This window comes from Rhodococcus rhodochrous, from assembly GCF_900187265.1.
Taxonomy (GTDB): domain Bacteria; phylum Actinomycetota; class Actinomycetes; order Mycobacteriales; family Mycobacteriaceae; genus Rhodococcus; species Rhodococcus rhodochrous.
Window position 1 is genome coordinate 4,827,139 of the sequence record NZ_LT906450.1, and the last position, 21,589, is coordinate 4,848,727.

The 21,589-nt window shown below is 68.5% G+C and carries 22 protein-coding genes; 8 read left to right on the top strand and 14 right to left on the bottom strand.

The features are described from left to right. Nucleotides 1-10 precede the first annotated feature (10 nt). A complete protein-coding gene (locus CKW34_RS22060) occupies nucleotides 11-1,114 on the bottom strand; it encodes an XdhC family protein (RefSeq protein WP_059382826.1) in 1,104 nt (367 codons plus the stop codon). 21 nt (nucleotides 1,115-1,135) lie between these two features. Continuing rightward, nucleotides 1,136-2,533 (bottom strand): amidase, encoded by a 1,398-nt coding sequence (locus CKW34_RS22065; RefSeq protein ID WP_059382825.1) that lies wholly within the window; start codon nucleotides 2,531-2,533, stop codon nucleotides 1,136-1,138. 141 nt (nucleotides 2,534-2,674) lie between these two features. Here CKW34_RS22065 and CKW34_RS22070 point away from each other — a divergent pair, with 141 nt between their 5' ends. Continuing rightward, nucleotides 2,675-3,850 carry an MFS transporter gene (locus CKW34_RS22070; RefSeq protein ID WP_059382824.1) on the top strand — a complete coding sequence of 392 codons (1,176 nt, stop codon included), beginning with the start codon at nucleotides 2,675-2,677 and terminating at the stop codon, nucleotides 3,848-3,850. Here CKW34_RS22070 and CKW34_RS22075 read toward each other — a convergent pair. Both CKW34_RS22075 and CKW34_RS22080 read right to left on the bottom strand, forming a co-directional pair. Next, nucleotides 3,820-4,758 (bottom strand): alpha/beta fold hydrolase, encoded by a 939-nt coding sequence (locus tag CKW34_RS22075; protein WP_064059853.1) that lies wholly within the window; start codon nucleotides 4,756-4,758, stop codon nucleotides 3,820-3,822. The genes CKW34_RS22070 and CKW34_RS22075 overlap by 31 nt on opposite strands. 88 nt (nucleotides 4,759-4,846) lie before the next feature. Next, nucleotides 4,847-5,818 (bottom strand): LLM class F420-dependent oxidoreductase, encoded by a 972-nt coding sequence (locus tag CKW34_RS22080; protein ID WP_059382823.1) that lies wholly within the window; start codon nucleotides 5,816-5,818, stop codon nucleotides 4,847-4,849. Between the two features lie 107 nt (nucleotides 5,819-5,925). Here CKW34_RS22080 and CKW34_RS22085 point away from each other — a divergent pair, with 107 nt between their 5' ends. Continuing rightward, nucleotides 5,926-6,681, top strand: coding sequence for an MOSC domain-containing protein (locus CKW34_RS22085; protein WP_059382822.1), 756 nt, complete (start codon nucleotides 5,926-5,928; stop codon nucleotides 6,679-6,681). 6 nt (nucleotides 6,682-6,687) lie between these two features. Here CKW34_RS22085 and CKW34_RS22090 read toward each other — a convergent pair whose 3' ends face one another. Beyond that, nucleotides 6,688-8,118, bottom strand: a complete 1,431-nt coding sequence (locus CKW34_RS22090) for an acyl-CoA synthetase (protein ID WP_059382821.1) — start codon at nucleotides 8,116-8,118, stop codon at nucleotides 6,688-6,690. A gap of 138 nt (nucleotides 8,119-8,256) precedes the next feature. Here CKW34_RS22090 and CKW34_RS22095 point away from each other — a divergent pair, with 138 nt between their 5' ends. From CKW34_RS22095 to CKW34_RS22105, 3 genes are all read left to right on the top strand, one after another. Continuing rightward, nucleotides 8,257-8,994 (top strand): IclR family transcriptional regulator, encoded by a 738-nt coding sequence (locus CKW34_RS22095; protein ID WP_059382858.1) that lies wholly within the window; start codon nucleotides 8,257-8,259, stop codon nucleotides 8,992-8,994. 124 nt (nucleotides 8,995-9,118) lie between these two features. Next, a complete protein-coding gene (locus CKW34_RS22100; protein ID WP_016692506.1) occupies nucleotides 9,119-9,793 on the top strand; it encodes a hypothetical protein in 675 nt (224 codons plus the stop codon). After that, a complete protein-coding gene (locus CKW34_RS22105; RefSeq protein WP_016932798.1) occupies nucleotides 9,793-10,011 on the top strand; it encodes a helix-turn-helix domain-containing protein in 219 nt (72 codons plus the stop codon). The genes CKW34_RS22100 and CKW34_RS22105 overlap by 1 nt, the downstream gene beginning before the upstream one ends. A gap of 97 nt (nucleotides 10,012-10,108) precedes the next feature. On the opposite strand, the gene fahA is transcribed toward CKW34_RS22105, so the two are convergent. From fahA to CKW34_RS22125, 4 genes are all read right to left on the bottom strand, one after another. Continuing rightward, nucleotides 10,109-11,293: a fumarylacetoacetase gene (gene fahA, locus CKW34_RS22110; RefSeq protein ID WP_059382820.1), complete on the bottom strand. Its 1,185-nt coding sequence runs from the start codon at nucleotides 11,291-11,293 to the stop codon at nucleotides 10,109-10,111. Beyond that, a complete protein-coding gene (locus CKW34_RS22115; protein ID WP_059382819.1) occupies nucleotides 11,290-12,171 on the bottom strand; it encodes a hypothetical protein in 882 nt (293 codons plus the stop codon). Before CKW34_RS22115 ends, fahA begins: the two co-directional genes overlap by 4 nt. Continuing rightward, the gene (locus CKW34_RS22120) at nucleotides 12,168-13,370 is read right to left on the bottom strand and encodes a homogentisate 1,2-dioxygenase (protein WP_059382818.1); all 1,203 of its coding nucleotides are present in this window, start codon (nucleotides 13,368-13,370) and stop codon (nucleotides 12,168-12,170) included. Before CKW34_RS22120 ends, CKW34_RS22115 begins: the two co-directional genes overlap by 4 nt. 115 nt (nucleotides 13,371-13,485) lie before the next feature. After that, nucleotides 13,486-14,013, bottom strand: coding sequence for a MarR family winged helix-turn-helix transcriptional regulator (locus CKW34_RS22125; protein WP_016692512.1), 528 nt, complete (start codon nucleotides 14,011-14,013; stop codon nucleotides 13,486-13,488). A gap of 157 nt (nucleotides 14,014-14,170) precedes the next feature. On the opposite strand from CKW34_RS22125, the gene CKW34_RS22130 reads away from it, so the two are divergent. Genes CKW34_RS22130 through CKW34_RS22140 form a run of 3 tightly spaced genes read left to right on the top strand, consistent with a single transcriptional unit; the run spans nucleotide 14,171 to nucleotide 16,584 of the window. Continuing rightward, the gene (locus tag CKW34_RS22130; RefSeq protein WP_059382817.1) at nucleotides 14,171-14,821 is read left to right on the top strand and encodes a DedA family protein; all 651 of its coding nucleotides are present in this window, start codon (nucleotides 14,171-14,173) and stop codon (nucleotides 14,819-14,821) included. Nucleotides 14,822-14,830: 9 nt separating this feature from the next. Beyond that, complete coding sequence (locus CKW34_RS22135; RefSeq protein WP_059382816.1) at nucleotides 14,831-15,922, top strand: sensor histidine kinase; 1,092 nt, start codon at nucleotides 14,831-14,833, stop codon at nucleotides 15,920-15,922. After that, on the top strand, nucleotides 15,910-16,584 hold the full coding sequence (locus tag CKW34_RS22140; protein ID WP_059382815.1) for a response regulator transcription factor: 675 nt from the start codon (nucleotides 15,910-15,912) through the stop codon (nucleotides 16,582-16,584). The genes CKW34_RS22135 and CKW34_RS22140 overlap by 13 nt, the downstream gene beginning before the upstream one ends. 13 nt (nucleotides 16,585-16,597) lie before the next feature. On the opposite strand, the gene CKW34_RS22145 is transcribed toward CKW34_RS22140, so the two are convergent. The 5 genes from CKW34_RS22145 to CKW34_RS22165 form a co-directional block, all read right to left on the bottom strand. Next, a complete protein-coding gene (locus CKW34_RS22145) occupies nucleotides 16,598-17,002 on the bottom strand; it encodes a hypothetical protein (protein ID WP_026061201.1) in 405 nt (134 codons plus the stop codon). Between the two features lie 133 nt (nucleotides 17,003-17,135). Further along, a complete protein-coding gene (locus CKW34_RS22150) occupies nucleotides 17,136-18,467 on the bottom strand; it encodes an MFS transporter (protein WP_016692514.1) in 1,332 nt (443 codons plus the stop codon). 33 nt (nucleotides 18,468-18,500) lie between these two features. Then, complete coding sequence (locus tag CKW34_RS22155; RefSeq protein WP_059382814.1) at nucleotides 18,501-19,961, bottom strand: FAD-dependent oxidoreductase; 1,461 nt, start codon at nucleotides 19,959-19,961, stop codon at nucleotides 18,501-18,503. After that, the gene (locus tag CKW34_RS22160; protein ID WP_059382857.1) at nucleotides 19,958-20,755 is read right to left on the bottom strand and encodes an SDR family NAD(P)-dependent oxidoreductase; all 798 of its coding nucleotides are present in this window, start codon (nucleotides 20,753-20,755) and stop codon (nucleotides 19,958-19,960) included. The genes CKW34_RS22155 and CKW34_RS22160 overlap by 4 nt, the downstream gene beginning before the upstream one ends. Next, complete coding sequence (locus CKW34_RS22165; RefSeq protein WP_059382813.1) at nucleotides 20,748-21,578, bottom strand: SDR family NAD(P)-dependent oxidoreductase; 831 nt, start codon at nucleotides 21,576-21,578, stop codon at nucleotides 20,748-20,750. Before CKW34_RS22165 ends, CKW34_RS22160 begins: the two co-directional genes overlap by 8 nt. Nucleotides 21,579-21,589 lie beyond the last annotated feature (11 nt).

Sequence of the window (21,589 nt, forward strand, 5' to 3'; positions counted from 1 at the left end):
ACACGTGACATTAGAGGGCTGCGGCAACACCGTCAATCGCAGGCGGACAATCCGCAGGTCGGGCAGCACGTCCCGCCGGGACCCGGTGGATGGGTCCGCGCAGTGTCGCGAGACTGCGCCCGGTGGCGCCGCGCGTGCTCACGAGGATCTCGGCGAGGATCGACACGGCCGTCTCCTCCGGGGTCCGCGCACCGAGGTCGAGTCCGATCGGCGAGTGCAGGCGTCCCAGTTCGTCGGCCGACAGCCCGGCCTCGCGCAACAGGGCGACCCGGCGCTCGTGCGTGGAGCGGCTGCCCATCGCCCCGATGTATCCGGCCTCGCAGCGGAGAGCACGTTCGAGCAACGGGATGTCGAACTTCTCGTCGTGGGTGAGGACCGCGACGACGGTGGTGGGGTCGATCGGCGCCGACTCGAGGAAGACGTGCGGCCACGCCACCACGATCTCGTCGGCGTCGGGGAACCGGGCGGGCGTGGCGAAGACGGGCCGGGCGTCGATCACCGTCACGCGATAACCGGCGAACTTCCCCAGCGTGCAGAGAGCGGACGCGAAGTCGATGGCGCCGAAGACGTACATCCGCGGTCGCGGCGCGAAGATCTCCACGATCTGCGAACGCTCCTCGTCGACGTAGACCTCCGAATCCCCGTAGGACAGGCGCAGGCGCACCTCGTCCCCGACATCGGTTCCGTCGTCCCCGTCGAGGGTGACGACACGATGGCCGGCGGACCCACGGTCGGTGACGACAGCGACCGGCTCTCCTGCCCCGATCCGCCGTGCCACCTCGGTGAACTCGGGGTAGGTGGCGGCATCGACCCGCTGCACGAAGACCTCGATGGTGCCGCCGCAGGTCAGGCCCACGCCGAAGGCGTCGTCGTCGGTGACACGGAAGACCTCGGTGCGGGCGTTTCCGTCGGCGAGCACGTCACCCGCGATGTCGTACAGGGCGCCTTCCATGCACCCTCCCGACACGCTGCCCACCACTTCACCCGACTGCGAGACGGCCATCGCGGCACCGGGTTCGCGCGGCGACGACTTCCAGGTGCGCACGACGGTCGCCAGCGCGAACGTCTCACCGTCGTCGAACCATCGCGACAGCTCGTCGAGAATGTCCCGCACGGCGACCTCCTTGCAGTCGTGTCACAGACGCGCGGCGACGGCCAGCGCGACGTGGTCGTGGAAGGGGCGCGCGACGATCTGCACGCCGATGGGCATGCCGTCGCTCGTCCGCCCGACGGGGACGACGACGGACGGGAAGCCGGTGACACTGATCGTGCGGCAGCTCGCCAGCGCCTCCTGCCAGGTGAGCAGCCGGTCGCCGACACCGAAACGGTCGAGCCCGAGCGGAGGCGCACCGATGGACGCGACCGGCAGCACCAGCACGTCGCCCATCTCGTCGAGCAGCCGATGGACCAGCGCGGTGCGCCACGCCCAGAGGCGCTCCACCTCACGATGCTCGGAGCGACCGGCCGTGGCCAGCAGGTCGCGGATGACAGCACCGAACCGGTCGGGGCTCGCCAGCGCATCGATGTCGGCGTGGGTCTGGGTGGCCCGCAATCGCCCGAACAACTCGTTCCCCTCGACCAGAGCCGACCCGCGGTATTCACGGGCACCGAGGCGCCGCGCGCTCTCCCGGACGACGTCCACGATCTCGTCGTCGACAGGCACGGTGCCCTCTCCGGGCGCCCAGGTGATCGTCAGCGCGTCGACGTCGACGGTCGCCGGGTCGGTCCACGCGACGTGCGGTTCGGAGATAACGCGCAGGGCGAGGACGAGGTCGTCGAGGTTCCGTGTCATGGGCCCGACGGTCTGCAGCGCGCCGTGCACCGTCGTCGGGTCGGCCCGTACGTGGCCGCCGACGAGCACCCCGGGGTACTGGCCGTCCGCGGACACCCGGCCGACGGTGGGGCGGATGGAGCACAGCCCGGTGCAGTGCGCGGGCCAGCGCACCGAGCCGCCGAAGTCGGTGCCGAGCCCGAGGACGCTCATGCCCGACGCGATGGACGCGGCTTCGCCGCCGCTGGAGCCCCCGGGTGAACGCGGCGACTCGGGGCTGCCGAGCGGGTTCACGGCCGGTCCGAACATCTCGTTGTCGGTGAGCCCGGACGTCCCGAGTTCGGGCGTGTTGGTCTTGCCGACGAGGATCGCACCGGCCGCCTTCATCGCGGCGACGGCCGGCGCGTCGACGACGGGGACGTTGTCGGCCAGTGCGCGTGAAGCTGCGGTCGTGCGCACGCCTGCGGTGGCGATGAGGTCCTTGACGGTGAACGGCACCCCGGCGAGCGGACCGGCCGCCTCGCCCCGGTCGAGGCGGTGGTCGAGGGCGTCGGCCTCGGCGAGGGCGCTGTCCGCCGCGACGGTGACGATCGCGTTGAGGCACGGGTTCTGCTCGGCGATCAGGGCGAGGTGGTCCTCGACGACCCGACGGGCGGTGACCTCGCGGTTGCGGACCACGGCGGCGATCGACCGCGCGTCGGCGCCGGTCCACGTGCCGGTGCGCTCGGTGTCGAGCGTCGGGGATCGACCGTCTACCGCCACTGGCCCTCCTTGGTCTGCGTTCGACGAGAACGCTATGGCCGGCTCCGGGCCCCTCCTACGTCCACACTCCACAGGAAGCCGGTCGCCGCGGTGTGAAGAGTTGATACTTTCCCGCCGGAACGGGCCTGAGAGGATCGGGAAATGATTCCGTCCTGGGCTCGTCTCGCGTTCGCCGTGTTCGCGGTGAGCTGGGGCGCCAATCAGTTCGCTCCGATGCAGCTCGTCTACCGCGACCACCTGGGACTCGGCAGCGACTCGTTCACCGCCATGCTCGGCTCCTACATCGTCGGGTTGATCCCCGCGCTGCTCTACTTCGGGCGCGTGGCCGATCGGATCGGCCGTCGTCCGGTGATCCGGGCGATGATCCCGGTGAGCATCGTGTCGTCGATCGTCCTGTTGCTGGGCGCCGACGTCCCCGCGCTGCTGTATCTCGGCCGGGTGCTCGCCGGATTGGCGTCCGGCATGGCGTTCGGAGCCGGCACCGCCTGGATGAAGGAGCTGAGCGAAGGTCCGGGTGTGGGAGCGCGCCGGGCCGCCGTCTCGTTGTCTGCGGGATTCGGCAGCGGTGCCCTGTTCGCCGGTCTCATCGCGCAGTGGCTGCCCGCCCCCGACCGTCTGCCCTATCTCGTGCACATCGCTCTGATGGTGGTCGCGGTGGTGCTGGTGTGGGCCGTCCCCGACGCGCACCGGCCCCGCACCGTGCAGGGCTCGTGGCGCCTGTCCACCCTGTCGTCCCCGCGTTTCCGGTGGGGTGTCGTGCCGTGGGCCCCGTGGGTCTTCGGATGCGCGACCGTCTCGTTCGCCACGATGCCACCCATCGTGTCGGATCGCGTGGACAGCGTGGCCGTCGCGTTCACCGGCGTGGTCGCCGCCCTGACCCTGCTCACCGGTGCACTGATCCAGCCCGTGGCCCGGCGCATCACCCGGCACGGCGAGGACCGCGGCGTGTGGACCGGCGTGGGCCTCGGTGTGCTGGGCTTCGTGACCGCCGGCGTCGCGGTGCTCGTGGACGGCCCGGTATCGGTGCTCGCCGTCCTCGTCACCGCCGTCTTCCTGGGTGGCGGCTACGGCATGCTGCTCGTCTCCGGCCTCGTCACCGTCGAGCACATCGCTCCACCGGAGGAGCTGGCACAGACCGTCGCCGTCTTCTACTGCCTCATCTATCTGGGCTTCGCGGTGCCGTTCGTCATCTCGCTCGCCGCGCCGCACGTCGGGTTCGTCGCATGCTTCGCGGTCGCCGTGGCCCTGCTCGTGCTCGCGCTCGTCCCCCGGAAGCTGCTCGCCGATCAGGAAGCAACGCTCGTCGGTACGCGCTGAGCGGGACCCTGGGAACGGACCTGCCCGAGCAGATCCGACAACGCGCGGGCGACCTCCTCGGGACGGTCGGCGAGCACGCGGTGACCGGCGCCGACGAACCGCACGAGGTTCGCGTGCGGCAGTCGCGCCGCCATCGCCTCCGACAACGACAAGGGCACGAAGACGTCCTCCGTGCCCGCCGCGACGACCACCGGCACTCTCGCGAGCACGTCGAGGGCGGCGGACTCGTCGAGGACCGCGAAGTCGGCCAGCAGCCGCGACCAGGTGACGACGGAGGTCTCGTTCGACAGCGCCGATCCGACCACCCGCAGCCACGATTCCTCCGTGCGTCTGCGGGCGGCGACGATGCACACACGGCCCCCGGCGCGCTTCGACAACTCCATGACGCGCGGTGCACGCGACACCGCCCGGTGCACGATGGACGCCGCCGGATGACGCAGATAGCGCCCGATACCGCCGTCCGCGAGTCCCGATGCGGCGGTGGCGATCAGACCGACACCCACGATGCGGTCGCCGACTGCGTCGGGGCGACGACGGGCGTAGGACAGTGCGACCATGCCGCCCATCGAATAGCCCGCCAGCACCACCGGTCCGTCCGGCGCGAGGGTCCGGAGCACTGCGTCGAGGTCGTCGGACATCCCGGAGACCGTGCACGCGGTGGCGTCGCCGGTCCCGGAACGACCGTGTCCGCGCTGGTCGTAGCGGACGATTCGCAGACCGGGCAGGTCCACCGACCCGCAGACGGCATCCCAGCTCGTGGCGTCCTGGCAGTGCCCGTGCAGGCACACGAGGGTCAGATCCGCATCCCTCGGTCCGGTGACCGTGGCGGCCAACGGCACTCCGTCGTCGGCAACCACGGTCACACGAGCGATCGTGTTCGGGTCCGTACTCGACGTCGGCTCGGCCATGTCGCCTCCTGCACAGCGCATCTGCAGGAGTTGTCGCGTCACCGCCGGGTGTCGTTAACCGCCGACATCGAATCGTGACGTCCGGTCGTCAGCGCGGGGCGAGCGCCCGGATCATCGGTGCGGGATCGCCCGAGGGCACCAGGGCGATGGCCGGGGTGGTCACGCCCGCCTCGACATAGCGCTCCACGTGCTCGCGGCACGCCTCGGGTTCGCCGTGGATCACGAGGGCGTCCACGACGTGGTCCGGGATCGCTTCGAGAGCGGCCTTGCGGTCACCTTCCGCCCACGCCTTCCACATTCCTGCGAAATCCTCTGAACGGCCGAGGAATTCGTGGAAGGCCCGGTAGACGGGGACGTTCATGTAGGCGGCGATCATGCGCCGGCCGATGGCGCGGGCGGTCTCGGTGTCGAAGCCGGGGAGCACGAAGATCCGTGCGACGATCTCCTTGTTCTCGCCGCCCTCGTGGACGTAGGGCGCCACGGTGCGGACGTCGTCGGCGGACAGCCAGTTGATGATGGCGCCGTCGGCCTCCCGTCCGGCCAGACGCAACATGCCCGGCCGCAGTGCCGCCAGCAGCACCGGCGGCGTCGGGTCGGGTACGACGCCGGCCCGGAATCCGTCGACTGTGAAGGTGTCGTACTTCTCGGAGATCTTCTCCCCCGACAGGGCGGCACGCAGGAACCGCAGGGTGTCGCGGGCGCGCTTGAACGGTTCCTCGAAGGGGATGCCGTTCCACTTCTCCACGATGACGTCGGAGGAGGTGCCCACCCCGAGCACGAAGCGACCGGGTGCGGCTGCGGCGAGGCTCGCGGCCGACATGGCCAGCGTCGCGGGGCCGCGGGTGTAGACGGGGACGATCGCGGTGCCCAGCCGCAGGCTGGGCGCCCACACGCTCGCGAGGGTCAGCGGGGTGAACGCATCGGCAGCGCCGGCCTCGGACGACCATACGTCCGTGTATCCGAGGTCGGGGAGCTCTTCGATGATGCGTCGCTGGTCGGGCAGGGGGATGCCGTCGAGCGGCACGGTCAGGCCCCATCGTCGTGTCGTGTTCTCCGTCATGACCGTCACCCTAGCCACACTGTGGTTCAGGTCATACCCGGGCGTGTCCCGGCCCGCGCGGTCGGGCCCGCCCCGCGGCCGCTCCGGTCCCCGTATGCTCGCGAGTCGTGCGTATCGATCAGTTGTGGCGTTATCCGGTGAAGTCGTTCGGGGGTGAACGGATCGACGCCGCAGTGATCGAAGCGGACGGCCTGCGCGGCGATCACCTGTGGACGCTGGTCGACGCCGAGTCCGGAAACATCGCGAGTGCGAAGCGTTTCCGCCGCTACGGATTGCTGTTGACCTGCTCCGCACGACTTCTGAACGACGACGATCCCCGCGACCGAGCGGCACTCGAACTGACGCTCGCCGACGGCACGGTGGTCCGTGGCGACGATCCCGATGTCGACGACCTGCTGTCGAAGATGATCGGTCACGACGTGCGGCTCGAACCGCGCGACCGTACCTACGACGAAGCGCCGCTGCATCTCGTCTCCCGCTCCGCGGTCGAGGCGCTCGGCACCGGCGACCCCACCGATGTGGCATTACGGCGGTTCCGGCCGCAGCTGGTCGTCGACACTCCGGGCACGACCGGCTTCGTGGAGGACGAGTGGATCGGCCGACGGGTGTCGGTGGGCTCGGCGGTCCTCGAACCGCACAAGCGCACCGCGCGGTGCGTCATGGTGACGCTCCCCCATCAGGAGGTTCCCGCGCGGCGCGACATGCTGCGTGAGGTGACGACCGCGCATCAGATGCCCACTGTGCCGGAGGGCAGGCCGATGCCGTGCATCGGTGTCTACGCGACCGTCACGACTTCCGGCGCCATCACGATCGGTGACGAGATCGACGTCGGCCGAGCCGACTACCCGAGCACAGCCGAGTAGACCGGGTCACTTCCCGGCGAGGTAGTCCTCGACGAGGATCTTCTTCTGCACCTTGCCCATCGCGTTGCGCGGAAGTGCGTCGACGGTGCGGATCTCGCGGGGGCGCTTGTGGACCGAGAGGGTCTGCGCGACGAAGTCCGAGAGTTCGTTCGGATCACGGAGATCCCCGACGACGTAGGCCACGATCCGCTGTCCGAGATCGTCGTCCGGCACGCCCACCACGGCCGCCTCCTGCACCCCGGCATGGTTCAGCAGCGCGTGCTCCACCTCGCCGGCGCCGATCCGGTAGCCGCCGGACTTGATCATGTCGACCGATTCGCGACCGACGATGCGGTGGAAGCCCTGGTCGTCGATCACGGCGATGTCGCCGGTCTTGAACCAGCCGTCCTCGGTCATCGACTCGGCGGTCTTCTCGGGATTGTTCAGGTAGCCGTCGAACAGGGTCGCGCCGGAAACCTCCAGCTGGCCGAGGGTTTCGCCGTCGTGCGCCACGAGGTTGCCGGCCTGGTCGCGCAGGCGGGTGGAGACCCCGGCGATCGGCAGACCCACCCAGCCGGGCCGGCGCTCACCGTCGTGGCGGGTGCTGATCGTGATGATCGTTTCGCTCATCCCGTACCGCTCGATCGGCGCGGAGCCGGTGAGGGCGAGCATGCGCTCGAAGACCGGCACGGGCAGGGGTGCACTGCCCGACACCAGGAGACGCGCGGACGACAGTGCGCGAGCGGACGATTCGTCGGCGACGACCCGCGACCACACGGTGGGAACACCGAAGTAGAGCGAACCACCCGCTGCCGCATAGGCTTCGGGCTTCGGTCGCACCGTGTGCACGAGCGGCGAGCCCTGCCGGAGCGCACCGACGACGCCGAGGATGAGCCCGTGGACGTGGAACAGCGGAAGTCCGTGGACGAGAGTGTCGTCGGACGTCCAGTTCCACGCCTCGGCGAGGCCGTCGAGACCGGCCGCCACGGCGGACCGCGAGAGCACGACTCCCTTGGGGGCGCCGGTGGTTCCGGAGGTGTACATGATCATCGCGGCGCTGCCCGGATCGGCTTCGGCGTGTGAGGACGACGAACGTGCGCTCGCGTCGACGGGGATCGCGGGCAGGGTGACGTCCTCGGGCGCGGTGCCGAGCCACACCTGTGCACCCGAGTCCTTCAGGATGTGGGCGCGCTCGGCCGGGCCGGAATCCGGCGGCACGGGCACCGCGGCCACACCGGCCATGAGGCATCCGGTCGTGGCGATCACCGTCTCGATGCTCGCGGTGGCGTCGATGGCGACCCGCGAGGAACCGGCGACCTCGTCGGCCACCGCGGCGGCGGCCGCGATCAGTTCGGATCGGGTGAGCGAGACGTCTCCGACGCGGACGGCGCTGCGGTCGTCACCTGCTCCGGACTCGGTGAGCGAGGTCAGCAACGGCACGGGCGTGGTGGTGGTCATCGGTGGGTCCCTTCTCGACGTCCTGCCGGACGGTGTCGCGCAGCGCCTGGTCCACATTATGGACCGCCGTGCTACGATGCGGTCCGGATCAACCTATAACCCGTGACGCCCGCCGTCAACGACGCGCGAAAGGTTCCGATGAACAGCGTTCTCACCGCACTCCGCGTGTTCGAGGAGGTCGCGACCACGCAACCGGTCGGGCTCTCGGAGTTGAGCAAACGTCTCGACGTCCCCAAGAGCACCGTGCAGCGGTGCCTGAAGACCCTCGCCGAGGCCGGCTGGATACGCCCCTCGACGGCGAATGCCGGGCAGTGGGTCATCACCGGCCGCGCGTTCAGCCTGGGCAGCGCGATGTCGTCCGGCGACGACCTGCGCGAGGTCGCACTCCCGGAACTGAACCGCCTGCAGACCGAGACGGGCGAGACCGTCCATCTCGCCGTGCCGGACGGGAACGAGCTGGTCCTGATCGAGCGACTCGACAGTGCCCACCAGCTGCGCGCCTTCCTCGCCCTCGGCACGCGCCTGCCCCTGCATGCCGCGTCCACCGGCAAGGCCTATCTCGCGTCGCTGCCCGACGCGCGGATCGAGGACTTCCTCGCGACCGAGCTCCCGTCACTGACCGAGCACACCGTCACCGACCCGGCAGCGCTGCGCGAGGAGATCGCCGAGATCCGCGCCCGCGGGTACGCCGTGACCGAACAGGGGCTGCACGACGGCATCGCCGCCGTCGCCGTCGCGCTGCGTGGGCGCGGCGGCACCGTGCGCGGTTGCTTCAGCATCTCGGGTCCGGCCTCACGACTGACGCCCGACCTCTTCCCCGACTATGGCGCGAAGGCGCTGGCAGCGCGGGACGCGATCGAGCGTCGCCTGCCCTGATCCGCTCCGAGCAGGACCGGCGGGAACCCACCACCTCTGGACATATCGTTTGTCGATAGGTATAACGATTATCGATGGTATCGACAATCGATAACCCCGCCGTCCGGCGAGTTCGGAGACGACCATGAATTCCACCCACGACACCGACCGCCCCCAGGGCCCGGGCGCCGAACCCGACACGCTCTCCCCCACCGAGACGTCGAAGAAGGACCGCACCGATCTGTGGGCGTCCCTCACCGTCTTCGCGCTGACCTCGCTGATCGTGCTCTTCACCTATGTCCGCGACCTCGCGAGCTCCCTCGGCGACGGCATCGTGACCGCGCGGGTCCGGTTCGACGACGCGGCAGCGGCGCCGGTGCTGTCCACCCCCAACGGCGTCGACCTCCAGACCACCTCGACGACGGTGATCGACGTTCCGACCGACACCCTCTCACCCGTCAGCGTCGGCCTCATCCGCGCCGGGGAGGCGGTACAGACGTTCGGTTACCTGACAGCCCTGGCCCTGCTGAGCTGGATCGTCGTGCGATTCGTCCGGGGCCGACTGTTCGACCGGGGTGCCATCCGGCTCGTGTGGATCACCTCCATCGTGGCGATCGCGACCATCATCGTCCCGATGATCCCCCGCACGCTGGGCACCAACATGCTGATCCGTGACGTGGACATGAATTACGTCCTCTCGAACGCGCCTCTCGGACCGGAGTTCTGGTACGCCTACGTCTTCTGCATGGTGATCTCGGCCGTGGGTGTGGTGCTGCGGATCGGCAGCCGCATGGCGCGCGACAACGAAGGACTCGTCTGATGCCTCCGGAAACCGAGCATGCCGTCCGGTGTCATCTCGACGAGCTGCTGGCCGACCGGGGCATGACGCTCACCGAGTTGGCCGAGAAGGTCGGCGTCAGCGTGGTGAACCTGTCGGTACTCAAGAACGGACGCGCCCGCGCGATCCGCTTCTCGACCCTCACCGCCCTGTGCCGCGTACTGGATTGCTCTGTGGGCGACATCCTTTCGGTCGACTGACCGAGCACAGAAACGGCGATGCCCGGAACCTCGTGGGTTCCGGGCATCGCCGACGGTCCGGCCGGTGGCGCTCCGGCTGACGCACGGACCTTTTCTTCTATTCCCCGATCGCGGGAAGAATGCGGGTGCGGACCTCACCGAAGCCGATGCGGGTCCCGTTCGGGCCGGGCGCGGTGGCCGAGATGGAGATCTCGTCGCCGTCCTCGATGAAGGTGCGCGTCTCGTCGCCGACCTGCACGGGTTCTGCTCCACCCCAGGTCAGTTCGATGAAGGCACCGCGCTGGTCCTTCTCCGGGCCCGAGATGGTGCCGGAGCCGAACAGATCACCGGTGCGGGTCGCGGCACCGTTGACGGAGGTGTGGGCGAGCATCTGCGCGGGCGACCAGTACATCTGCGCGTACGGCGGACGCGACACGACGTGCCCGTTCCACTCGACCTCGAGATCGATGTCCAGGCCCCACTTCTCGGTGCCCTTCAGGTAGGGCAGCGGCTCCGGGTCCTGCACCGGGGTGTCGATACGGGCGGCCTCCAGTGCAGCGAGCGGGACGACCCACGGCGAGATCGACGTCGCGAAGGACTTGCCGAGGTTCGGGCCCAACGGCACGTACTCCCACGCCTGGATGTCGCGGGCCGACCAGTCGTTGAGGATGACCGCGCCGAAACAGTGATCGGCGAACTCGTCGGGGGTGATCTGCGAACCCATCGGGGAACCGACACCGACGATGAAGCCCATCTCGGCCTCGATGTCGAGGCGGATCGACGGACCGAAGACCGGCGCAGGATCGTTGGGGCCCTTGCGCTGTCCGCACGGTCGCACGATGTCGACACCCGAGGTCACGACGGTGCTCGACCGGCCGTGGTAGCCGACGGGCAGGTGCTTCCAGTTCGGCATCAGCGGGTCGGGGTTCTGCGGGCGGAACAGTCGGCCGAGGTTCGACGCGTGGTTCTCCGACGCGTAGAAGTCGACGTAGTCGGCCACCTCGATGGGCAGGTGCATCGTCACGTCGGCGACGGCGAAGACGGCCTCGTCGGCGACATCACCGGCGACGAGTTCCTTGATCGCGGCGCGGACTTCGTCCCACCGGGCGCGGCCCTGGGCCATGAACGCGTTGAGCGACGGCTCGGCGAAGACGACGTCGTCCTCGAAGACACGGCTCAGGTCGAGGACCGAATCTCCGACGCGGACACCGACGCGGGGTTCGCTGTCGGCCGTGGAGAAGATGCCGTACGGCAGGTTGTCGAGACCGAAGAGCGAGCCCTCCGGAATGGCGATGGTGGTCATGCGTTCGTTCCTTCGGTGATCGGGGAAACGGTCGAGGGCACCAGACCGAGGCCGAGCAGATCCTCGAGCGGTTCGGCGATGCTGCAGGTGCCGTACGACAGGAAACGGCGCCGGACCTCTGCGGCCCGGTCGTCGGACAGGGCGCCGAGGCGGGCGGAGAGCACTGCCCCGTCGCGTTCGGCGAGCACGGAGGCGACCTCGTCGGTGTCCGCTCCGGACAGCACCGCGTCCACCGCGGCCAGCAGGTTCACGAACCCGTGCTGCTCGAAGCCCGTCTTCGGGTCGGTGTTGCGCACCGCATGGTGCAGACCGGCGGTTGCCTTGAACGGCACACCCGTGGTGACGACCGTGCCGACCGCCGCGGCGAGTTCGGCTTCGTCGGGATAAGCCTCGGCGACGATGCCGCCGGTGCGGAACTTGGCCGCGTAGGGCGTGCCGACCATGCGGGCGAGGATCTCGGCGCGACGCTCGTCGCGCGGAACCTCCACGAAGATATCGACATCCGGGAGGTCCGCGGAGATCTCGGCGAGCGCTGCGAACAGCTCGTCGACGGATTGCTCTGCGGGGACCGCGATCTCGAGTGCCACCACGGACACCGAGTCCATCGCGTCGACCTGCTCCAGGGCAGGCCGGACGGCGGCGGTGCCGGTCGGTGTGGTCAGGCTCAGGGCCAGCTCACCGGGATACGGGTGCTGCGCGAGGTGGTCTGCGAGTTCACCGAGGCGACCCGCCGGGAAGACGAACGCTCCGACGAGCGGCGCGTGCGCGGACGAGCGGTGCCCGGCGTGGGCGGGGACGGCGACGGGCAGCGGGGCGTTACCCGGAGGGAACAGCGCCGCGTCGTCGCACAGTCCGGTCAAAAGAGGTCCGAAAGTCACTTGGCCGCTCCTGCATTGCGGTTCCAGCTGCCGGCGTAGGCGGCGTCCTCGCACGCGAGCGCACCCTCACCGAGTTCGAGCGGGCGGAAGGTGTCGACCATGACGGCGAGTTCGTCGAAGAACTCCACACCGATGCTGCGCTCGTAGGCACCCGGCTGCGGGCCGTGCGCGTGACCACCGGGGTGCACCGAGATCGACCCCTGGCCGATGCCCGATCCCTTGCGGGCCTCGTAATCGCCGCCGCAGTAGAACATGACCTCGTCGGAGTCGACGTTCGAGTGGTAGTACGGCACCGGCACGGCCAGCGGGTGGTAGTCCACCTTGCGGGGCACGAAGTTGCAGATGACGAAGTTGTTGCCCTCGAACGCCTGGTGCGCCGGCGGCGGCTGGTGGACACGGCCGGTGATGGGCTCGTAGTCGTGGATCGAGAAGGTGTACGGGTACAGGCAGCCGTCCCAGCCGACCACGTCGAAGGGGTGGTGCGGCATCAGGTAGCGGGTGCCGACGACGCCGTGCGAGGTGCGGTGCTTGACGAGCACCTCGACGTTCTCCTCCTCGACCTGCATGAGTTCGGTCGGGCCGTGCAGGTCGCGCTCGCAGAACGGCGCGTGCTCGAGGAACTGCCCGAACTTCGACAGGTAGCGCTTCGGCGGCACGATGTGGCTGTTGGCCTCGATCGTGTAGGCGCGCAGCGGTGCGTCGCCCTTGGGCACCCAGCGGTGGGTGGTGGCCATCGGCAGCAGGACGTAGTCGCCGGCCTTCGCCTCGAGCGGACCGAAGACCGTCTCGACGGTGGCCTCACCGGACTCGACGTAGACCATCTCGTCGCCGACGACGTTGCGGTACAGCGGCGAGGGCTTGGACGACACGACGTACGAGATGCGCACGTCGGCGTTGCCCAGGACCAGACGACGACCCGTCACGACATCCGTCTCGGCCCAGGTCGTCTCGGGGAACAGATCGTGCAGTTTCAGGTGCCGCGGCTTGAGCGGGTGGTTGGGCGTGGTGGTCTGATCGGGCAGCTTCCACTCGGTGGCGTCGACGATCGCCGACGGGATGTACCGGTGGTAGAGCAGCGCCGAGTCGGACGAGAAGCCCTCCTCGCCCATGAGCTCTTCGTAGTACAGGTTGCCGTTCTCGTCACGGTGCTGGGTGTGACGCTTCGGCGGGATGACGCCGAGCTGTCGGTAGAACGCCATGATCTGACTCCTCGCGGATCTCGGGCGTGCGGGGAAGGTCGCTCGCCTGGAATTAGTAAACACGTTAACTAACCGGAGGGCGTGAGCGCAACCACAGAGAGTTCACGAGGCTGTGTCAGTTGCGTCCGCGCACGTCGAACTGGCTGCGGTTGGTGATCAGCTTGTTCAGGAGCATCACGAGAATCTGCTGCTCGGTGGGGGTGAGCACCTCCACCCAGGCCTCCTCGCGCTCGTTCTGCGCGCGGAAACTGTCGCGGATCTCCTTCTCCCCCGCTTCGGTGAGCGACAACTGCACCGAACGCGCGTCGTGACTGACCGGCGTCTTCTCCAGGATCCCCGCTTCGACCAGCGGTTTCGCAAGGTTCGAGACGGCAGCGCGACTCATGCCGGTGAGTCGCGCGGCGACGTTCGGCTCGATCGGGCCGGCAAGCCAGATGACGAACATGAGCCGATAGGCCGACCACGACCTGCCGCGGGGGCGGTGAACCGCAGCTTCGAGGTCGTAGGTGACGATGTCCGAGGCCCGGTTGAGCGTGAGCAGGACTTCGGTCGCGCTGCGGTGATGTTCGCCGAACTTGCTGTTCAGACGCTCCTGCGCGAGTTCGACGAAGGACCAGTAGTCGAGGTCGCGGGGTCCGGACATGCGGTCACAGTACCGCAGATCGGGGATAATTCATCCATTTACTATCCCGTGGATGACCCGGAGATCGGCGGGACTGCGGAAAACCGCACCCCGAACGCCGCGAAGTCGGCGGAAAACCGCAGCGACCTGCGAGTTCGCCGCTCATAGCGTTCCGGGCATGAACTTCGCACACACCCTCTCGCAGTCCCCCACCGATGAACTCGACGGCCTCGCAGGCCTATCGCTGCAGCTGATGGAGATGCTCGGAGCACCCGGCGCCGGTCTCGCGGTCGCCGCGGAGAACCTCTTCCCGCCGATCCCGAGCGAGGTGATCCTGCCCCTCGCCGGCTTCGCGGCCTCGCGCGGGGAGATCTCCCTCGTCTCGGCCGTCATGTGGACCACCCTCGGCTCCCTCGTCGGCGCACTGCTGCTCTACCTCGCCGGACGCGCCTTCGGCCGTCGGCGGATGTATGCCGTGGTCGAGCGACTCCCACTGGTGAACACCTCCGATCTCCGGCGCGGCGAAGAATGGTTCGCCCGGCACGGTGAGAAATCGGTGCTCCTCGGCCGGATGGTGCCGCTCGTGCGGAGCGTGATCTCGGTTCCCGCCGGGGTGGAGGCCATGCCCGTCGGCCGTTTCGTCGTCCTGACCGTCCTGGGCAGCGCGCTGTGGAACTCGATCTTCGTGCTCGCCGGCTACCTTCTCGGGGAGAACTGGGGAGTCGTCGAACCGTATGCCGATGTGCTGCAGAAACTCGTGATCGTCGCGGTGGTCGCAGCAGTGGCGGTGTTCGTCGTCCGCCGTGTCCGATCGATTCGCGCCCGTTAGGGTCGGTCCGTGATCGATCACCTTCGGCGCTCACTCGGGACCTCGGTCCGCGCCGTCGTCGGGCTCCTGCTCGGGATCGTCACCGCGGTGGCGGGTGCGGCGGTATCGACCCGCCGCACCACCGACGGACCGAGCCGCGCGGCCGAACGCGACCGCACTCGTCTCGTGCGATGGTTCGACGCCGAGGCGGTCCGGGATCTTCCGGATCGCGAGCCGACCGGATACTTCCTCGTTCGCCTGGCCTACGGTCCGCTCGTCGGCCTCGTCGTACTGCTCGTCCTGATCGCCGCGACCGGCTACGGGGGCTGGGCGATCGTCCTGCTGGCCGGCGGTCGCATCTCCGTCGCCGACGGTCTCGTCTCACTCCTCGTCGCCGCCGTGATGATCTACCTCTCCGTCCGGATGGCGATGATCGTGGGCCAGTGGGACCTCCGCACAGCACTGCGGCTGCTCGGCGACGATGCCACGCAGCATCGTCTCCGCGACCTGCAACGCACCCGCGCCGACGTCGTCACCGCCATCGACGACGAACGCCGGCGGATCGAACGCGCCCTGCACGACGACGTCCAGCAGCGAGCCGTCGCGCTCGCACTCGACGTCGGTCGCGCGCGACGCACCGCCGAACGCGGCGGCGGAAATCTCGTCGCCGACCTCGACAACGCCGTCGCTCAGGCACAGGCACTGCTCACCGAACTGCGCGACGTGGCGTGGCGGATATACCCGGCCGCGCTCGACGAACACGGACTCGCCGCGGCACTGGAAGGGTTGTCCGCACACACCTTCCTCCCCGTCGACCTGGATCTGTCGATCGACCCGGAACCACCGCACGATGTCGCGGCAGCCGCGTACTACGTTGCCGCGGAGGGGGTCACGAACGCGACGAAGCACTCCGGCGCCGACAGCGTGTCCGTGACCGTCGCAGCGGACGGTCGCGTCGTCACGGTCACGGTCGTCGACGACGGATGCGGTGGGGCCGAGATGACGGGCTCCGGGCTGACGGGTCTCGCGCGCCGCGTCGCCGCGCTGGACGGGCAGTTCTCCGTACACAGCCCCCGCGGAGGGCCGACCGTCGTGGAAGCGAGGATCCCGTGCGCATCGTGATAGCCGAGGACTCGACCCTTCTCCGCGAGGGCCTGTCCCGGTTGCTCGTGGATGAAGGCCACGAAGTGCTCGCCGGTGTGGGCAACGCCGTCGAGTTGCACCACGTCGTCGAGCGCGAGGTGCCCGACCTCGTGTTGCTCGACGTGCGCATGCCCCCGACCTACTCGACGGAGGGCATCGACGCGGCGCGGCGCATCAAGGAGGAACACCCGCAGGTCGCTGTGCTCGTGCTGTCGCAGTACGTCGAGCACCGGAACGCGACCGGCCTGCTCACGAACGGCTGGGGTGGCGTGGGCTATCTGCTCAAGGATCGCGTGTCGGACGTGGGGGCGTTCCTCACCGACCTGGAACGTGTGGCCGCGGGCGGGACGGCCTTCGATCCCGAGGTGGTGCGGCAACTGTTCGCGAACACCCGCCGCACCGACCCCATCGCCGCCCTCACCGAACGCGAGCGCGAGGTGCTCGAGGCCCTCGCGCAGGGTTTGACGAACACCGGCATCGCCGATCGTCTGACCATGTCGGTCAGCGCCGTCGAGAAGCACGTCAATTCGATCTTCGTGAAGCTCGATCTGCCGCGCGAGGCCGACCGTAGTCGGCGGGTACGGGCGGTGCTCCTCTATCTCGAGAGCACGGGCACCCCGAGCTCTCGGGACGACCGCTGACGCCCCGTGCGGATCAGAAGAGCGGATACACGAAGTGCCCGACGCCTCCGCCGGGTGCGCTCGACCCCGTCACGTTGGGCAGGTTCGCGGGCAGACGCTGAAGCTTGTGTGGCCGGCCTTCGAGGTCGGCCTGCCAGCAGTCGGTCGTCACGCCGTGGAAGCCCTGACACACGATGCGGGTGTTCGTGCCGAACGGTGAGGTCAGCCGTGGCTCGTTCACCAGCGGGTTCCAGTAGGCGAGCTCGTCCGGGGTGAGCCAGTTGGCGGGGTCCGCCTCGAACACGGAGATCGGGCTGTTCGGTTGCTGGACCGGCCACTCGTCCTGCGCCGCCGCGATGCCGGCGCCGCCGAGGACGATCCCTCCTGTCACTGCGGCGACCGCTCCGGCCCGCAGTACCCGTCGAAATCCGTTCGCCATCGTTCCCCTCCACCCCGTGTCTCGAGGACCCGTGCCTCCCGGACATCGAAACACGGACCACCCGGTCCGGATATGGGAATGCCGGAATTGTCGGCCCCCGACGGGTTCCGACAATTCCGGCTGCACCACAGGACTAGTCGGTGCGGAGTTCGATGCCCTTCGTCTCCTCGATGAAGAAGACCGCACCGAGGGTGAGCAGCGCACAGAACACGAAGTACCCGGCCGGTGCCAGCGAGTTCCCGGTGACGTCGATCAGCCACGTCGCGATGAACGGTGCGGTGCCACCGAGGCACATGTTCGTCACGTTGTTCCCGAGAGCGATACCGCTGTATCGCACGGACGCCTTGAGCATCTCGACATAGGTGACGAAGGAGGCGCCGTTGACCACCGACACGCAGATGAACAGCACGGACTGGCCGACGACGGCCTGCCAGACGGTGCCGCCGGACATCAGCATGAACATCGGAACACCGACGATCGCGGATGCGGCACTACCGGCGAACAGCACCGGCTTGCGCCCGTACTTGTCGGCGAGATAACCGGCGATGGGCAGCGTGATCACACCGAGTACGAGAGCGAGGCAGGTCGACAGGAACGCGACGGAGGACGACAGCCCACCCGTGGTCTGCAGGTAGGTCGCGGCATACACGGAGGCGATGTAGTAGCCACCGATGATGAGCGCACCGAGCAGGATGATCTTGACGACGCTTCCGCCCGACGTCTTCAGCAGCTCCGCGATGGGCAGCTTCTTCGTCTCACCCTTTTCCTCGAGTTCCTCGAACTGCGGGGTGTCCTCGAGATGGTTACGGATCCAGATGCCGACGACACCGATGACCACGCTGAGCAGGAACGGGATGCGCCATGCCCATTCGAGGATCTGTTCCTCCGAGAACGTGGACGTGATGCCGAGCGCCACGAGAGACGCCACCAACGACCCCAGGTAGGTACCCGAGTTGACCATGGACGTCTGCGTCGCGCGCCAGCGTGCCGGTGCGGATTCGGAGACGAATGCGTTCGCGCCGCCGAGTTCGCCACCGGCCGCGAAGCCCTGCAGGCAGCGGGCGAGCACGAGCAGAACCGTCGCCCACACGCCCAGAGTGGCGTAGGTGGGCATCAGTCCCATGGCCGCGGTCGCCACGACCATGAGCAGGATCGTCCACGACAGTGCGTTCTTCCGGCCGTACTTGTCACCGATGTGCCCGAAGAAGATGCCGCCGGGCACCCGGAGGAAGAACGCCACGGCGAAGGCCGCAAACGTTCCCAGCAGAGCAGCTGTCTCGTCTTCGGAGACGAAGAACAGGGTGGCGACCATCGTCGCCATGTAGCCGTAGATACCGAAGTCGTAGTACTCGACGATGGTGCCCACGACGGCAGCACGAATGACCTTCGTCGTCGACTGCTTCGGTTGCGGAGTGCCGACCTGGGGTGGACTCACTGCGGGGGATGCCGCGTCCGATCCGAGCATGTTCGTGTCCTTTTCGAATGTGAGGGGAGGGCGCTACACGCCGGCAGCGCCGAGTGCGGTGCGTGGAGCGGCGCCGGATGCAGCCGACCGGGCCGCGTTGAGGCCGGCGATGCGGCCCATGGTCAATGCGTTGGCGACGGCGTTGCCGCCGCCCACATAGCGGAGGCCGAGGATGCCGGCGCCTGCTTCTCCGGCCGCGTACAGGCCGGGAACGACGTTCCCGATGGTGTCGAGAACTTCCGCGTTCGGGTTGATCTCGAGCCCGGCGTGGGTGCAGACCAGTTCGGCGGGCAGCATACGTGCCGCGTAGAACGGTCCCTCCACGATGGGGTCGGGGTTCGAGGTCGATCCCTTGTTGGCGAGGGTGCGATGCCGCAGGAATTCGGGATCGATCCCGTTGGGCAGCTGGGTGTTCCAACGGTCGATCGTGGTGACCAACGCATCGACCGGTACGCCGATGAGGTCGGCGAGTTCGGGGAGGCTGTCGGCACGCAGGGTACGACCGGCGTCGGCTTCCTCTGCGATCCGGTCGGCGTCCCAGTCGGTGTAACCGGCGGGCAGCCCGGTGCGTGCCTTCTCGTCGAAGATCGCCCACACCGGTCCGTCCTGACGATCCATGAGACCACCGGAGACCGCGTACGAGGCGTCCTCGTCCATGAACCGCCGGCCGGACTTGTTCACATACACCCGCGACTTGGGCGGGAAGCCTGCCTGCCAGTGGTGGTAACGCTGGAAGTAGGCGGTGGGCATGGTCAGCCCCCAGTCCTTGCCGGCGATGGCCGAGTCGACCTGCTCGCCGAAGCGGAAGTGGTCGCCACGGCTCCCCGGGGCGGCGACGACGAAGAGCGACTCGCCTGCTCCGAGCGGATACGGGTAGTACTGCTCGAGCAGGTCGCGGTTCTGTGCGAAGCCACCGGACGCGACCACGACGGCGTGGGCACGGACCTCGATGTCGTCGGCGACGACGCCGACCACACGTCCGTCCTCGACGAGCAGTCGCTGGACCCGGGTGCCGAGCACGGCTTCCACACCGTGTGCGCGACGTGCACGATCGAGGGTCTGCACGAGCCCGTAGCCCTGGTCCTTCGGCACGTGCCCGCGCCACACGTCTTCGACGCCGGCCTGGCACAGACCGGGCATGTGCGCGTTCGACGATTCCCGGGCGGGGATCTCCACACCGAGACCGATCAGCCACTCGAGGGTGGGGCCCGCGTTCTCGCAGAATGCACGGACCAACCCGGGTGCGAGTACCCAGTGGTTCAGATCCATGTAGTGCTGGAAGAACTTCTCGGCGGAGTCCTCGATACCGAGACCGCGCTGCACACTGGTGCCTGCCGCGGTGAACAGTCCCGCGGAGAGTTGCGTCGACCCACCCAGTTCGGTTTCGGATTCGAACAGCAGGACGCTCGCGCCGGATTCGGCAGCGGACACTGCGGCCGCGAGACCGGCACCGCCACCTCCGATCACCACGACGTCGATGATGTCGTCGTTCATGAGAGTTGATCTCCCGTCTCCGCGATGATGCGGTGATAGAGGCCGTTGGACGTCATGCCGCCGTCGACGGTCACTTCGCTGCCGGTCATGTAGCTCGAACGATCCGACAGCAGGAAGAGCACAGCGTCGGTGATCTCGTCGACGGTGGCCATCCGGCCGGCCGGAACGCTGTTCAATGCGGCACCGACGAACGCGTCGGCGCCGCCGAGCAGGGCCGTGCCCACGAGGCCGGGGTGAACCGAATTGACGCGGATACCCCAGCGCGCGAAGTTCCCCGCCGCAGATTTGGACAGGCCCCGCAGGCCCCACTTGCTCGACGAATAGGCCGGAGAGAAGTAGCCGATCTGCCCCGAGATCGACGAGATGTTGACGATCGAGCCGCCACCGCTGTCGCGCATGAGCGGAGCCACCGCCTTCATCCCGTAGAACGGGCCGAACAGGTTGATCCGCATGGTCTTCTCCCAGACGTCGTCCGGGGTGTCCATGAATTCGAGACGTCGGGAGATGCCGGCGTTGTTGACGAGTCCGCCGAGTTCACCTCGCTGGGAGCGGATCTCGTCGACGACTCGCTCCCATGCCGCGGCGTCGGACACGTCGAGCGTGTGCGCCGATGCAGAACCACCGGCCGCCTCGATCTGTTCGACGACCTCGGACGGGTCGTGGATATCCGCAAGGCACACATGCGTTCCCCGTGCAGCGAGCACGCGGGCATGATTGGCACCCATTCCCCCGGCCGCGCCCGTGACGAGTACAACCGAGGGGTACGACACGGATTCGACGACGCTGTCAGACATGACGCGATCCACCGTCGACGGCGATCGAATGTCCGGTGACGTAGCGGGCGCTGTCGGAGAGCAGGAACAGCAACGGTCCGAAGACCTCCTCGGGGGCACCGAGCCGGTGCAGCGGGACGACGTCGAGCGCGTGCTTCAGTGCGGCCGGGTCCTCCTGGACCCACCGGGTCATCTCGGTGTCGATGTAACCCGGAGCGATCGAGTTGACACGGATTCCCTTGTCGCCGAACTCGACTGCCAGCGATTCGGTCAGATGGGCGACGGCGGCCTTGGAGGCGCAGTACGCACCGCGGCCCTTGCGCACACGCAGCGCCGAGACCGACGACATGTTCACGATCGCGCTACCGGGCTCCATGTGCCGCGCCGCGGCCTGCGAACCGAAGAGCACGCCTTCGACGTTGACGTCCAGGGTCGCCGCGATCTGGTCCTTCGAGATCTCCTCGGCGAGGGCGAACGGGAAGATGCCGGCGTTGTTGATCCAGAAGTCGATGCGACCGAACTCCTGCAGCGCGACCTGCGCGAGCGCCTCATGGTCCGCCGGATCGGTCACGTCGACGCGTGCTCCGATCACCGTGCCGGGTGTCTCGACGAGGGCTTCGACCGCGAGATCGGTGTTGATCTGCTCCGCGGTCTCCTTCATCTGCACGTCGTTGATGTCGCCGCCGACCACGTGCACGCCGCGCGTGGCCAGACCGCGCGCGAATTGGGCACCCATGCCGCGGGCCGCGCCGGTGACGACGGCAACCTTGCCGGCCATCTCCGGGTAGAGGGCGACGATCTGGGTGGTGACGGTACGGCCCGGGTTCTGGGCGTCAACGGTCATGGGTGATTCCT